This is a genomic window from Ruminococcus sp. RTP21484sp1_RTP21281st1_A8_RTP21281_210402 (assembly GCF_040914025.1).
GTDB lineage: Bacteria > Bacillota > Clostridia > Lachnospirales > Lachnospiraceae > Blautia_A > Blautia_A faecis.
The window spans coordinates 65344-79839 of the sequence record NZ_JBCPGE010000009.1 but is presented as its reverse complement, the minus strand read 5'-3'; the positions used below and the strand labels follow the sequence as shown (position 1 = coordinate 79839).

Genomic DNA, 14496 nt, shown 5'->3' with positions numbered 1-14496 from the left:
AATGGGAAAAAAATTTGTGAAAACCACATTCGCAATATTAAGTTTCATGATGCTTCTGCCGACATCTGTTTTTGCAGAAGATGCAGGGAATATGGAAGCTGCTTTTGTGGGAGAGTCTGTTCTGGAAGCAGATCAGTCAGCTTCTTATAGTGATGCAGACAGTACATTGCCTTTTGAAGAGGAAAAAAACAATCCTACAGATGAGAAGATTCCGGAAACTGAGGAACAGACTCCTGAAAAAACGGATTCGGAAAATCAAAATTCTGACCTGGATGGATTTATATCAGGAGACGCTTCTGCTGAGGACGAAAAGAAGACAATCCATGTCATAATAGAAAATGGAAATACTGATACAGATAATGGAACACAGATTACAGATCCTGTTATAGATAGTGGGGATTATTCTGCTGGAGAGTATAGTGGAGGCGGTTCTTCTGCCAGCTCGTCTGGTGAGAAAATACTACATAAACCGCAGGTTCTTTTAGAGGATAACAATCTTTCCGGACAAAATCTAAAAGCAGGCTCTGTCACAGAAATGTCACTGACATTCCGGAATAAAAGCCGTAGCCAGAATGTATTTGGTCTAAAGATTTCTATTTCTGCGGATACAAAGGGAATTGAATTTGAGAGAAACTCTTTTTATGTTCAGAGACTGACTCCAGGAGAAGCAATTACCCTGAAGCAAAAGGTCACTATAGCAGAGGACTGTACTCCAGGTCAGGCAACAGTTTCTTTTTCTCTGGATTACGAAGATTCAAAAGCGACGGGAGCGACAGGTACAGAAACGCTATCCTTTCAGATCACTCAGTCGGCGCGTGCAAAACTGGAAGCTTCTGATATTCCTTCCGTTTTATATACCATGGATACGGTAGAAATTCCGGTGAAAGCAATGAATCTTGGAAGGGATAAGATATATAATGCAAGTGTCCGGCTGGAAGCAGACGGATTGAACCCAAAAGAGTCCGCTTTTTTAGGAACAGTAGAAGCTGGAACCGCAGTACAGGGAAGTCTCCGTGTGTATGTAAAAGGAAAATCAGAAGAAGAGGACGGTTCTTTTCCTGGCAGGATTACCGGAAAACTGATTCTTACTTATGAGGATGCAGCCGGCAATTCCTATGAGGAAAGTACAGAGTTTGAGTCTGAGATTAAAGAAGCTAAAATCCAGTCTTTAAAAATAGAGGATGACCAGGAAGAAACAAACAGCTGGTGGTATTCCGTTATTGCAGTTATTGCAGTACTGCTTGTTTCTGTGATCCTACTTCTTTTGGGTAAGCTTCATAAGAAAAACATACTTCTGGAAGAAACCAGAAAGGTGGATGCCCATTGAAAAAGAATAGAATAGACAGTTTTACCTGTTTTGTAGGTTTTCTTCTGATATTGGCATTATTTTTCTCTATAAAGCTTTTTTCAGGAATACAGGACGGGAAAAAACAATACTCAGCACTGGTTTCCCTTGGAGTCCTTACTTATGATGATGATTTTTTGAAAAAGGCAAAAAAAATAGAAGGGATAAAAGAGATATGGCCCGTTGTGGAAATTCCAGTAACCATCAAGATTGAAGATTATACGGAAACAGCCACCTTTTTGGGAATAGATCTGAATGCGTTTGGCGAAAATCCAGAGCAGAATGATTTAGGAAATACACCGGTGTTGTTGCTTGGAAGTAAATCATTGCAAAACATGAAAGACTCAAATAATCATTCCATTTCAAAAAAACAACAGGAAAAATTCCTGCAAATGGGAGAAAATCTAACCATTTCTTATGCACTTGCTGAAAATACAAAAGAGCTTTCTGGCGCGGCAGATCATCCGGTATCCTTGACTGGGCACGAAGAAAATGAACAGCAAACTGTTTATCTTCCATGTAAAGTAACTGCCGTAACGGAAAATGAAGATATCTATATTCCTTTATCACAGGCGCAGGAGCTTTGCAGTGAGATGGGTGAGCCGCTTAAAATTACAAAAATTTATTTGAAAGTGAATGGAAAAATGAATCTGGAGAAGGCAAAAAAATTATTTGAATAAGGTATTCTTGCAAAATTAATTTGTATCAATCTCTGGTATTCATTTGACTAACTATTGTATTTTGTGCATGTTTTATGTAATTTTATCCATGTACTTATTTAAAAGAAAAGTATATACTTTATTCTTGTAAATAAAAGTATTTTATTCCCCTAAGGCTTGCTCCATTGTCTGCATGACAGGCAATGGAGGCCTTCTTCCAACGTATTAATCATAATAAATTGGTATTTTTGTAAATTGTACCATATAATGAAAAACTGTTAAATTGTGATCTTTTAGATACAATTTAGCAGTTTTTTTTATATGATGGAAATCCAATACAAAAAACCACTTTTTCATGCTATACTTCATTTATGAATTATAGCAAGATCAACACCAATAAAAAGGTCTGGGCTGTCTTGCTTAATTTGATATTGCAGGGAAGTCAAATGCAATGCGGTACTTCCGTATTTGCCACGCTGAAAACTTTTGAGCCTTCGCTCCGTCATATAATTAAACAATTCGCCTTGCTGTATTTTCTGCAAAGTTCGTTGTAGGTAATGCGATTTTTTTATTCAAAAACAATACCCACTCTTGTTTCCGTTTTGGGAAAGAATGTAATTTATAGTAAATGAGTAGAAATTGCGATTGTTTTTTGGTACAATATATCGATTAGTAGTGAAATAGCTGGCGGGATTTATGCGTAAGAGTGAAACTTTTATCCTGCCTTAGCCGAAAATATCCCAGACTTTGTTCGGGAAAAGGGTGTGAATATATGGTAAAAACTATTTCAGACAGTACCTGCCCTGGCAGATGCCATGGAGCTTTTTCGCCCCTATGCAGAGGCTGGAAGGAAAATTGTCTGCTTTTCTATTTCAGCAGGTATGTCCACTTCTGGAAATGTGATGCGCCTTGCTGCTGAAGAACTGGGGGCTTCTGACCGAATAAAAGTAATCGATTCTGCAAACCTTTCTACCGGTATCGGCCTTCTTGTAGTAGAAGCTGCAATTATGGCAAAGAATAACCGGACAGCTTCCCAGATTGTTTCTGAGATAGAGAAGTTAAAACCAAATGTGAGAGCAAGCTTTGTGGTAGATACCCTTACTTATTTATACCGTGGCGGACGCTGCAATGCAGTAGCGGCTATGACCGGAGGTGTTTTAAAACTGCATCCCAGGATTGTAGTGGAGGATGGTGCAATGAATGCATCTAAGAAATACCGTGGAAAAATTGCTTCTGTTGTCATGAACTATGTAAAAGATATGGAAAAAGATTTAAAAAAAGCGAGACCTGAACGCGTATTTATAACACATTCTGGCTGTGAACAGGAAACTGTAGAAAAAGTGAGGGCTTATCTGAAAGAACTTGACATTTTTGATGAGATACTGGAAACCAGGGCTGGCGGTGTTGTATCAAGTCATTGCGGACCTGGTACGCTAGGTGTTTTGTATATTGCAAAATAAAGAATGCATTGCGATATCTGCTATATGCTTCATTACTATAAACCCGCAGTAACACGAATATATTTCGTATTTACAGAAGCACTGGAAGAAAATGGTATTCTGACTCAGAAATAATAAAAAACAGGACAGCAAAGGAGAACAAGCCTATGCCAACATTAACAATCATTATATCACTCATTATTTTAGCCGTTTACATTTTCTTACTGGTTGCTAATAAAAGTAATCCAAAAACAAATGGAATGCTGATGGTTGTACAGGGAGCTTTATGGACTGTGATCGCAGTAAGCAACTGGGCTGAGAATACGGTTGTAAACCGGAGTTGTTACATTATAGTAATTGTTTTATCGTTTATCTGTGGAATCCGGGAGCTTATTAAGCAGCATTAAAAAATGAGAATGGCTAAAACTGTTCCTTTAGGTGGAGATGTTAAAAATGATTCATGATTTAATGTACATTGAACTTAAAACGGGATATTCAGATGATGGTCCGGCATGGATCGGATATGTGAAAACTTCAAAGAGTAAGAAAACAATCTATTTTAATAACCATGCTTTTCAAAAATATAATGGCAATTATTCCAATTATATAGATATTGAGAATGGCGACGAATATTGGATTTCCGGGTTGAAGAAGAAAGAGAGTAATCGTCATTGGGATGGGCATGGAAAAATCATGATCGACCGCAGAGCTGTTAAGGAATATCTTTCTCTGATTGGGGAAAAATCGCTACCGTTAAATTTATTTGAAGTGACTGATATTGAAGATAAATTCCCGATTGAAAGGGTAAATCGGATGTTGAACCCAAAGATTGATAATTTTCAATGTCCATAAAGCAGCTTTTGATGTTGAAAGTATCTTTGAATATCGTAGACATACAATGTCTGGTTGAAAATTCGTGGATTCTCATTTTATGTCGTGGTAATTTTGTTACATATTGGTAAACTGTAAGTGGAAGAGAGGTAGAGACATGGACACAAAAAAGATCGGAGCTTTTTTAAAGCAATGTCGTAAGGAAAAAAATCTGACACAAGAGCAGCTTGCTGAGAAATTCAGAGTGTCTGCAAGAACAGTTTCCAGATGGGAAACAGGAGTTTCCCATAGTTAAAGATACCACACCAAATATGATGAACCCACGCTTATACACTACCAGCTATAATAAACCGCAAGGACAGCAATTTGATGATACTGCTGTCCTTTCTTTTATAAAATTGCAGTACACATAAAAAAGCTGTAAAATGATAAATATATTTGTCCTTGTAACAATTCTCGGACATTTGCCTGTTATACTATCTGCAAAAAGCAAAGGAAGTGAGGATATGAAGCAGATTTTAATTGTCGAGGACGACAGTTTTTTGAATAAGATGTTAGCCTATAACCTGACCGCAGACGGCTACGGCGTGACTTCTACTCTAAATGCCAGAACCGCAGCCGACGCCATCCGCCAGCGGGAATTTGATTTGGTGCTGCTGGACATTAACCTGCCGGATGGAAATGGGTTTGAGCTGTGCAAGCTGATAAAGCCCCAGCACCCGGACACTATTGTAATTTTCTTGACCGCCAACGATCAGGAGAGCGACCAGATACGGGGCTATGAGGTGGGCGCGGTGGACTACATCACAAAGCCCTTTGTGATCGGGGCCTTGCAGCGAAAAATCAAAGCCATGTTCGCTATGCTGGAACACCACAAACCAGCCAAGGACATTTACGACGACGGGCGGCTGTTTCTGGACTTCTCGGAGCAGACGGCGTCCCTAAACGGCAAGCCCCTGACCCTATCCCCGATGGAGTATAAAATGCTGAACCTGTTCCGCAAAAATCCCCGGCAAGTGCTGACCCGTGGGCAGCTTTTGGAAAAGCTGTGGGATATAGACGAGAGGTTTGTGGACGAACACACCCTGACAACCTCCATCAGCCGGATTCGCAGCAAGATCGAATCCGACGGCGGTGCGCCCTACATCAAGACCGTTTACGGCATGGGCTATCAATGGACAGGAGGCGAGGCAAAATGAAGGTTAAGAACCTCTCGGTAAAGCGGCTGTTTGGCCGGGTGGCAATGGGGCTTGTCCTCTCCATGTCCGGAATCACCATAGCCCTGTTTCTTGTGACAAAACAGATTGCGGTGCTGCTGACGGGCGGGGCGCTGCTGTTGTGCGCCCTTGTGGGGATTTTTGTACTGACGCAGGCGTTTGGAAAGCGGCTGTCGCAGTTTACCGCTGACCTGTGCCAGACTTTAGACCACATGATCGCCGGGAATGAAGCGCCCCAGCGCCCGGAGGACAGCGAAACCCAGCTTGCCAGAATCGGACACCGGCTGGCAAGGCTTTACCAGATCATGCAGGAGAACCGCCGCCGGGTGGACGAGGAACGGCAGGAGTTACAGACCCTTGTATCGGATATTTCCCATCAGGTGAAAACGCCGGTAAGCAATCTGAAAATGGCGACGGACACCCTGCTGGAAAAGCCTATGACCGAGGCAGAGCGCACCGACTTTATCCGGGGAATCCGCAGCCAGACGGATAAACTGGACTTTCTCTTTCAGGCCCTTGTGAAAACCTCCCGGCTGGAAACGGGCGTGATCCAGTTGGATAAGAAATCGGGCCGCCTCTTTGATACCGTGGCGCAGGCCATGAGTGGGATCGTGTATGCAGCGGAGAAAAAGGAAATCGCCGTGTCCGTGGACTGCCCGGAGGATTTGACCGTTTCCCATGACAGCAAGTGGACATCCGAAGCCCTCTTTAACCTGCTGGACAATGCAGTGAAGTACACCCCGGCAGGCGGGAAAATCACGGTGTCTGTGGTGCTGTGGGAAATGTATGTGGAGATCAAAGTGACCGACACCGGCAAGGGCATTTCCGAAAGCAATCAGGCCGCCATCTTCCGGCGCTTTTATCGTGAGGAAGAAGTACACGAACAGCAGGGCGTGGGCATTGGCCTGTATCTGGCCCGCGAGATCGTAACGCGGCAGGGCGGCTATATCAAAGTGTTTTCGGAGCCGGGCAAGGGTTCGGAATTTTCCATTATGCTGCCTACAAAATAGAACGCGGCGGACGGCCATTTCCGGCTGCCCGCCGTAAATTTTTTTGAAATGTCCGAGCATTGTAACATTTCACCCCGATTTTCAATGAAATTTTTTGGCCGCTGTAACATTTCGCGGACATTTGGGTTTTACAATGACCTTATCAACAGGCAGAAAGCCTTGAAAGGAGTTTTGAGTATGAGCGTTTTGCAGACGATTGATCTGAAAAAGTATTACGGCACAGAGCCGAACATCACCTGCGCCCTTGACGGCGTGAACTTTTCCGTGGAGGACGGCGAGTTTGTGGCTGTTGTGGGAACCTCCGGCAGCGGCAAGTCCACCCTGCTTCACATGATGGGCGGGTTAGACACTCCCACCAGCGGAACCGTGATCGTCCGGGGCGAAGAACTGGCAAAGAAGAACGACGAACAGCTCACCATCTTCCGCCGCCGCAACATCGGCTTTATCTTCCAGAATTATAACCTTGTTCCCATCCTGAATGTGTATGAGAACATCGTCCTGCCGGTGGAGCTGGACGGGGACACGGTGGATCAGAAGTTTTTGGACGAGATCGTTCACCTGCTGGGACTGGAAGATAAACTGAAAAATATGCCGAACAATCTTTCCGGCGGCCAGCAACAGCGTGTGGCTATCGCCCGCGCCTTGATTACCAAACCGGCTATTGTGCTGGCCGACGAACCAACCGGCAACCTTGACAGCAAGACCAGCGCCGAGGTGCTGGGACTTATCAAGCGTACCAGTGCGGAGTTCCGGCAAACTGTTGTGATGATTACCCACAATGACGACATAGCCCGTCTTGCAGATCGGATTGTCCGCATTGAGGACGGCAAGATTGTGGAATAAGGAGGTGGCAAGCTATGACATGGCCTTTTGAAAATGATACCAGCGCCATTACAAAGAAGCTGGCAAAGGAGAGTTTGAAAAGCGAGAAGCGCCGGAATTTTATGATAATAATTGCTATTTCACTGGCAGCGTTTTTGATGTCAATGTGTGGAACATTATTTTTTGCTTTTCAGGAATCTCAAAATAATATGGCCACTTTTCAAGCCAGCTATGATAATCTGACAGAGGATAAAATTGAAAAACTTCGTCATCAACCAGAAATCGAAATGGTAGCGTCGCTTTACAATCTGGGAGAAATAAAAATGCCAGAGGGATATTCATTGTATTTGGCATATATGGATGATGCGGCATGCTATATTGCCCGAAATCAATTTACACTAAAAGATGGGACTATGCCATCTAAAGAAAATGAAATTGCAGTTGACCGTGAAATGGTGAACAAATATTTTTCTAATACTGCAATCGGAGATAAAATTTCTTTTCAAATAAACGGAAAATCACAAGATTTTGTGATTTCTGGGATTACGGAAAGCTCGACTGAATCACAGGGCAATTACTCGTGCTATATATCAAAATCGTTTGTAGAAAATAGCTCTAATTATAATCCTGCAAAATACCAAAGCTATGTTTGTTTTGCTGATGCAGATTCAACATCAAAAGAAATTCTAAAAGAAAGAATTGCTTCTATTGGAAAAGAAATTGGTGCTGATTATAGCTTAAGTTTTCTCTTTTTTAGAGAGAATATGGGATTGTCATTTGAAAATATACTAACTTTTGTAAGTTTGTCCGTGTTGGTATTATTTGCAGGTATAACGGTAATCCAAAGTATTTTCAGAATTTCTATCAATGAAAAAATAAGAAATTTCGGACAGTTACGCACTTTAGGTACAACTGCATTACAGATAAAGAAAATGATAAACTATGAAAGTAGATATTTATCATGGCTTGGAATCCCTCCGGGTATTGTTTTGGGTGCGATTGTCGGAACTGTTTTGGGAAGTAATGAATTTTCCAGCGGATTTTCTCCTATCAATATTCCTTTTGTAATGATAGGTGTTTCCATCATTTGCACTCTTATGGTGAAATTATCTGTTCGCAAGCCGCTTAAAATTGCGGCAACTACTTCCCCTATTGAGGCAGTACGATATATAGCTTATCGAAATGCTCCGATGCAATCTCGAAAACATAATAAGAAAATTTCACCTTACTCTTTAGCTCTATTAAATCTTGGACGCGATAAGAAAAAGACAGCCAGTACATTGCTTTCCTTGATATTTGGAGGATTACTCTTATTTATATCTGCATCCGCAGCAGTTAGTAATACGCCAGAGCAATTTGTCCGTGAAAAGTTTTTTGTAAACGGCGGAAGCTTCCGTATATATCTTTCTGAAGAATCAGTTGGAAAAAACGAAACAAATAATCCGCTAAATGAATCTTTGAAAGAAGAACTTTTGAATACTAAAGGAATCCAAAAGATTATACCACTTAGAGATTCGGTAGGAATGTGTCATTATTCTATCAATGGAAATGCTACTGAGGGAATGTGTGATATAATTTCGGTTCAAAGTACAGAAGGTAATTTTAGCTTTGTTGAACAACATTTGATAGATGGACAAATGCCTAAGAACCAGTTTGAAGTTTTATTGACAGATGGATATATGGAACTGGGGATTACAAAAGGGACACCTATAAAGATTACAAATAGTGGAGAGGAAATAGAATGTATTGTTTCCGGTTTCTTTGATAAGAGCTTTGTCGGAACCGAAAACGGTACAGATGCTATTGATCCAGCGAATCTTATAATTACACAAGAACTTGCACAACAACTATTCACAAACACAGAAAATTTTGCTTACTCATGGGAGATCATAACTGATAAAACTTATAATGATGAAATAGAATCAGCCATTCAGCAGAAAATTACCTCTAAAGAAAAGGGGCTTTCTATTTGCAGCTATAATGATGTTGTAGAGTACATGGAATCTTCTATGAACTTATTGTTTGGAAGTTTGCAAATGCTGTCATTACTAATTTTGCTGTTTGGAATAATCAATCTAATCAATATGACGCTCTCTAACCATCAAGCGCGTAAACAGGAAATCAGTACATTACGCTCTGTTGGATTAAGCCTAAAACAATTATATCGTTCTCTCATAACAGAGGGATTGCTATATGTACTTGTTTCATTTGGAATCGTTCTTTTGGTTGGTATTCCCATAGCTATTCCTGTGAGCAAAGCTGTTGGTATTCTATTCGGTATGCCAAATCTCTCATATCAATTTCCAACAATGCAGATAGGTGGATATCTACTAATATTGATTCTTTTACAGTTGATTCTTTCTGTATGGGAAATACGGGATTTGAAAAAGCGTTCATTAACAGAACAAATGCGGGCAATGGAATGACCTTTTGAGATCGGCGGGGCGGCGTATGCTGCCCCGCTTTTTCCGCCATTTCTCAAAAAGATTTTTGAAATGTCCGAGCGTTGTAACAATTCAGCCTGTTTTTCTGTCGAAATCAAAGGCACCTCGGACATTTATAGTTCTTCCAAAAGTTTGATGATAATATTACCATTCATGGAAGAAGCAATCTGTTATTGCAATAATGCGAAATTGACGATAGAAAGTTTTTCATATCTCGGTCAGCTCAACAATTACATTACTCTGCTGATACAGCCAGTCCGCAAATTCTTTCGGGCTGGCTGTTCCTGTTTTTACAGCCTTTTTTCTCTGTAAGGCTTCTTTCTTAAAGTCGGAAAAGGCAGCCTGTATTTTTTCCAGACAGTCAGCCGGAAAGCCTGCGGTATTTTTTACCCGGTTTATTTTGTTGCGCCAGTTCTGGCATTCATTTTTATAAAGCAGGTCATAGTTATTTTCTCTTGCCCTCTCGTCAAATTCCCGCTTGTTTTGAAGCGCCTGTGCTTTGCGGCACTTGTCGCTGCACAGCTCATACCGCTGGCTCTTTGCCAGAAAATATTTCCCGCAGACCTTGCACTGCCGGAAGCAAAGCCCCCAGTCATTCAGCCTGTTCAGATAATAGGTAATCAACGGGTAGAGGGACGCATAGGCAGACACACATTCTTCTGTGCGACGGTTGTCCGGGAACCAGAGGTCAAGCCGGGTATCTTCTGATGGTGCGCCTTTGAAATAAAGGCTGCCAGCTTGAAAATGTTTCGGTTTTCCTGTCTCCCTGTCAAAGCTCATGGCTTCGTTATGGAATACCCCGGTCAGGCTGCTCATTTTATCCATGAAGCGGTCACAGGCAGCGTTACGGTCACGGGGTTCTCTGGAAAGCAGATAGCTGTTCCAGATACGGAACGCCACATACATTTTCAGAGGGTCATTGCTAAGATATTTTCCCCAGAGAAATTCGCTTGCCGCCTGCTCCAGCTCCGGCTGTTTCCATCGGTTGGAGTGGAGGGCTTGCCGCAGTGGAGAAAGCCCGTATAAGTTCCAATCTCTGTCCGTGTCACGCTCAAAGTTTATCAAAAAAGTTCCCAGCGGGCGTGTCATATCACAAAGCACCTCTGTGTTTTGGCTCCCGTTCAGCCGGAAGCGGATCTGCTGTTCTTCCCCAATCAAAATCCGCTCTTTCATTTTCTTCCTGTCCAGCGTCAGGACAAACAAAATCCTCTCAAAACATGGCTCATGTCGTATAAACTGATTCTCCATCCCTATCCCCTGCCTTTGCTTATGGTAATTATATAATTCAGTTATATCCGTTACACTCATGGTATCGCAGAATCATTGTTTTGTCAAGGATAGTACGCTATGATGATTGCAGTTGGTAATTTCGTACCGCGCAGTACCTTGACAAGTGAATGACCGTCCAAAAGGGATATGACCGGCAGGAGAAGTGACGCATCCGGCGCACCAATGCAGGGAAACACCGCAGGAATGGGGCAGGAAAACGGCTTTTGGGGAAAACGGCAACAGGAAGCATTTTAACCTATTTGATTTATGGGAGGAACAGAATGAACGATAAAAAGAGATTGAACAGCTACGAGGATTTACCGCTGGTTCTGGATGTGGCGGACATTCAGCAGATTATGGGAATTTCAAGAGCGAGCGCCTATGAGCTGGTACACACACCCGGCTTTCCAGCGTTCCGCAGGGGCAGACTTATCAAGGTCAGCAAAATTGCTTTCTTTGAATGGATGGCAAAAGGCTCCGAAACCGTACCGAGAAGCGACAAATAAGCGTGAGTTATCATTCCCTGACTGCAATACTGCCGCCCTTTCCAAAGGGGTATACAGAGGGAAAAAACCTTAAAAATGATACCGAAACGCTACACCAAAACAGCCTATCTGCGTACATCAGATAGAAACGGAGAAAGGAGCCGGTTATGGCAAGAATGAGCAACAAGCGGCGGCTGGAATGGTCGTTCTTCTTAAATGACCGCAGCCGTATCACTTACAACGAACTGTGCCGGAAATGCCAGCACGAATGTAAACAGAGCTTCCGGGCGGTTGTGGTTGACTGCCCGAAGTACCTTTCTAAGCGTTCCAAGAAAAAGGACAAAACTGCCGGAAACGGCAAAATCCCTTAGGAACTAAGGGCGCACTTCTATACATAGTCTAAAGACCATGTATCGTGCGTCCTGCGGAGCTTACCTCTGCCGCTGATAAAATCAGCAATCCGAGGTCTGCGTTCGCTTCGCTCCGACAAGGTGGCTACACCCCCTTGCGCCGCTAAAGCGGCTATCCCCTGTGTACCCGCCGAAAAGAGAAATCCGCTCTGCGGTTTTCCCTTTCCATCGGGTTTTATAGAAGCACTGACACACGGACTGTCTGCGGATGGTCTTTCTTTATCTTATAGGCAAAGGATGTGAGAACATGGAAAAATCTTTGGAACAGTTAAAGCAGGAATATAAAAAAACCACTGTCCTGCTGGAACGGGAAAAACGGAAAATGCAGCGTTTGAAAAACCGGCAGGCGTATCTGGAAAGCGGTTCCCGGAAACAGAGGACGCACCGGCTGATTACCCGTGGGGCAGCCATTGAGAGCATTGCGCCACAGACAAAGGAGCTGACCGAAACGGAATTTTATTCCCTCATGGAAAGCATTTTGAATCTGCCGCAGGCGGAGCATTTCATCCGGTCTGCCGTAGAAAACCACGCTCGTATTTCCGGGCAGGAGAGAGGCGGTGACTAAGGATAGCACTTTATCATTTTTCAATCGCACAGATCAAGCGCAGCGCCGGTCAGAGCGCCATTGCCAGCGCAGCCTACCGAGCCGGGGAGCGTCTTTACAGCAGCTACTATGGAGAAGTCAGCGATTACACCAAAAAGGGCGGCGTGATCGCTTCGGAAATCATGCTGCCGCCCCATGCGCCGGAAATATATCTTGACCGGGCGACTCTCTGGAATGCTGTGGAGAGCTGCGAGAAACATCCAAAAGCACAGCTTGCCTATTCCTTTGATATTGCCATGCAGAATGAATTGACGCTGGAAGAAAACATGGAACTGGCGAGGAAGTTTGTGCAGGAGCAGTTTGTGGCAAAAGGCATGATTGCCGATCTTGCTTTTCACAGCCCGGAGAAAGAGGACGGCGGCATCCCTAACCCGCATTTCCATGTGATGACAACCATGCGCCCTTTGAACCCGGATGGCACATGGGGACAAAAACAGCGGCGGGAATATCTTCTTGATGAAGATGGAAACCGAATCCGGGATAAAAACGGCGATTATATGTTTAACGCTGTCCATACAACAGACTGGCATGAACCGGAAACGCTGGAACACTGGCGGGAGCAGTGGGCGGCTGCCGTTAATACAAAATTTGAGGAAAAAGGGCTGGATGTGCGTATCGACCACCGTTCCTATGTGCGGCAGGGACTTGACCTGATACCTACTGTCCACGAGGGAGCTAATGTCCGGCAGATGGAAGTAAAGGGCATTCGCACCGAGAAAGGGGAACTGAACCGCTGGATTAAAGCTACCAACCGGCTCATGCAGGATGTGAGGAAGAAGATCAAAGCCCTGTTTGTCTGGATGGCAGAGGTAAAAGAAGAACTTTCCAAACCGCAGACACCGAACCTTGCCGACCTGCTGATCGCTTATTACAACCAGCGCAACGCAGGGGCATGGAGCAATAAAGCCAGAACTGGAAACTTAAAGCAGTTTGCCGAAGCCGTTAATTATCTGACGGAAAATAAGCTGCTCACATTAGAGGATTTGCAGGAGCGTCTTTCCTCTGTCAACGAAGAATTTGAAGCGTTAAGCGGCTCCATGAAAAAGAAATCTGCCCGGATAAAGGAATTGCAGGAATTGATACGGGAGGGCGAGAATTACCAGCGGCTAAAACCTGTTCATACGGAATTGAACAATATCAAGTTTAAGAAACAGAGGGAGAAATTTGAAACATCCCACGATGCGGAGTTACGGCTGTTTTATGCCGCCCGCCGTATTTTGAAAGAAAAACTGGACGGAAAACCCATTGCCCTGAAAGCATGGAAACAGGAATACGCACAGTTAAAAACAGAGTATGCCGAACTGTCTCCGCAGCACAAGCCACTCCGGGAGGAAGTCATACGGCTACGGCAGGTGCAGAACGCCGTAGATACCGCACTGCGCCGGAGGGAGCAGCCACAGGCAGTACAGAGAAAGAAACATGAGATGGAGCTATGATATAACCGGCAGCTTTACCGCTACCAGTATTTTTATGGAGGGAGCATTTGAATGTATTTGAAGCGGTGAAACAGTCTGTTACCACCCGGCAGGCTGCTTCATTCTATGGAATCCGGGTGGGGAGAAACGGCATGGTCTGCTGTCCATTCCACAATGACCGCACGCCCAGCATGAAAGTGGACAGCCGCTTTTACTGCTTCGGCTGCGGGGCTTCCGGGGATGTGATCGACTTTGCCGCTTTGCTGCATGGATTGGGGAAACGGGAAGCTGCGGTCAGGCTTGCGGAGGACTTCGGCGTTTCCTATGAGAAATCCGGCAATGCGCCGCCAGATAGGAAGCGTCACAACAGGTCACAGCCCCGACAAAAATCAGCGGAGCAGAGATTTCAGGAAACGGAACGGTATTGTTTCCGGGTGCTATGCGATTATCTGCGCCTGCTGGAGCATTGGAAAACAGCATACGCCCCACAGCCGCAGGATGCCATCTGGCATCCTCTTTTTGTGGAAGCGTTGCAGAGGATAAGCT

At 43.9% G+C, this 14496-nt stretch carries 16 protein-coding genes; 15 read left to right on the top strand and 1 reads right to left on the bottom strand.

The genetic code is table 11. From position 1 onward, the window contains the following. Window position 1 precedes the first annotated feature (1 nt). The 10 genes from AB5170_RS06295 (at window position 2) to AB5170_RS06250 (ending at window position 9749) form a co-directional block, all read left to right on the top strand. Window positions 2-1327, top strand: a complete 1326-nt coding sequence (locus tag AB5170_RS06295) for a hypothetical protein (RefSeq protein ID WP_215660241.1) — start codon at window positions 2-4, stop codon at window positions 1325-1327. Next, window positions 1324-2025: a hypothetical protein gene (locus tag AB5170_RS06290; RefSeq protein WP_313719645.1), complete on the top strand. Its 702-nt coding sequence runs from the start codon at window positions 1324-1326 to the stop codon at window positions 2023-2025. The genes AB5170_RS06295 and AB5170_RS06290 overlap by 4 nt, the downstream gene beginning before the upstream one ends. A gap of 782 nt (window positions 2026-2807) precedes the next feature. Beyond that, window positions 2808-3464, top strand: a complete 657-nt coding sequence (locus AB5170_RS06285; protein ID WP_368361859.1) for a DegV family protein — start codon at window positions 2808-2810, stop codon at window positions 3462-3464. A 146-nt stretch (window positions 3465-3610) separates the two neighbouring features. Continuing rightward, on the top strand, window positions 3611-3850 hold the full coding sequence (locus tag AB5170_RS06280; RefSeq protein ID WP_117854469.1) for a hypothetical protein: 240 nt from the start codon (window positions 3611-3613) through the stop codon (window positions 3848-3850). Window positions 3851-3896: 46 nt separating this feature from the next. Further along, window positions 3897-4295, top strand: coding sequence for a mannose-1-phosphate guanylyltransferase (locus AB5170_RS06275; RefSeq protein ID WP_117854472.1), 399 nt, complete (start codon window positions 3897-3899; stop codon window positions 4293-4295). A 136-nt stretch (window positions 4296-4431) separates the two neighbouring features. Further along, window positions 4432-4569 (top strand): helix-turn-helix domain-containing protein, encoded by a 138-nt coding sequence (locus tag AB5170_RS06270; protein WP_226838131.1) that lies wholly within the window; start codon window positions 4432-4434, stop codon window positions 4567-4569. 211 nt (window positions 4570-4780) lie between these two features. Next, entirely contained in the window at window positions 4781-5473 is a 693-nt protein-coding gene (locus AB5170_RS06265; protein WP_055057047.1) for a response regulator transcription factor, read from the top strand. Next, entirely contained in the window at window positions 5470-6501 is a 1032-nt protein-coding gene (locus tag AB5170_RS06260) for a sensor histidine kinase KdpD (RefSeq protein ID WP_055057048.1), read from the top strand. The genes AB5170_RS06265 and AB5170_RS06260 overlap by 4 nt, the downstream gene beginning before the upstream one ends. A 177-nt stretch (window positions 6502-6678) precedes the next feature. Then, window positions 6679-7344 carry an ABC transporter ATP-binding protein gene (locus tag AB5170_RS06255; protein ID WP_368361858.1) on the top strand — a complete coding sequence of 222 codons (666 nt, stop codon included), beginning with the start codon at window positions 6679-6681 and terminating at the stop codon, window positions 7342-7344. A 14-nt stretch (window positions 7345-7358) separates the two neighbouring features. Continuing rightward, entirely contained in the window at window positions 7359-9749 is a 2391-nt protein-coding gene (locus AB5170_RS06250) for an ABC transporter permease (RefSeq protein WP_178068863.1), read from the top strand. A 225-nt stretch (window positions 9750-9974) separates the two neighbouring features. On the opposite strand, the gene AB5170_RS06245 is transcribed toward AB5170_RS06250, so the two are convergent. Next, window positions 9975-11015 carry a DUF6076 domain-containing protein gene (locus tag AB5170_RS06245; RefSeq protein ID WP_118392959.1) on the bottom strand — a complete coding sequence of 347 codons (1041 nt, stop codon included), beginning with the start codon at window positions 11013-11015 and terminating at the stop codon, window positions 9975-9977. Window positions 11016-11317: 302 nt separating this feature from the next. Here AB5170_RS06245 and AB5170_RS06240 point away from each other — a divergent pair, with 302 nt between their 5' ends. The 5 genes from AB5170_RS06240 to AB5170_RS06220 form a co-directional block, all read left to right on the top strand. Then, a complete protein-coding gene (locus AB5170_RS06240; protein ID WP_120474617.1) occupies window positions 11318-11542 on the top strand; it encodes a helix-turn-helix domain-containing protein in 225 nt (74 codons plus the stop codon). A gap of 146 nt (window positions 11543-11688) precedes the next feature. Then, window positions 11689-11892 carry a hypothetical protein gene (locus tag AB5170_RS06235; RefSeq protein ID WP_004614949.1) on the top strand — a complete coding sequence of 68 codons (204 nt, stop codon included), beginning with the start codon at window positions 11689-11691 and terminating at the stop codon, window positions 11890-11892. Between the two features lie 286 nt (window positions 11893-12178). Continuing rightward, a complete protein-coding gene (locus tag AB5170_RS06230; protein ID WP_009244701.1) occupies window positions 12179-12496 on the top strand; it encodes a DUF3847 domain-containing protein in 318 nt (105 codons plus the stop codon). A 2-nt stretch (window positions 12497-12498) separates the two neighbouring features. Continuing rightward, complete coding sequence (mobQ, locus tag AB5170_RS06225) at window positions 12499-13971, top strand: MobQ family relaxase (RefSeq protein ID WP_173700045.1); 1473 nt, start codon at window positions 12499-12501, stop codon at window positions 13969-13971. 47 nt (window positions 13972-14018) lie between these two features. Beyond that, window positions 14019-14496, top strand: a 478-nt coding sequence (locus AB5170_RS06220) for a CHC2 zinc finger domain-containing protein (protein WP_368365049.1), incomplete at its 3' end; no start/stop codon positions are given.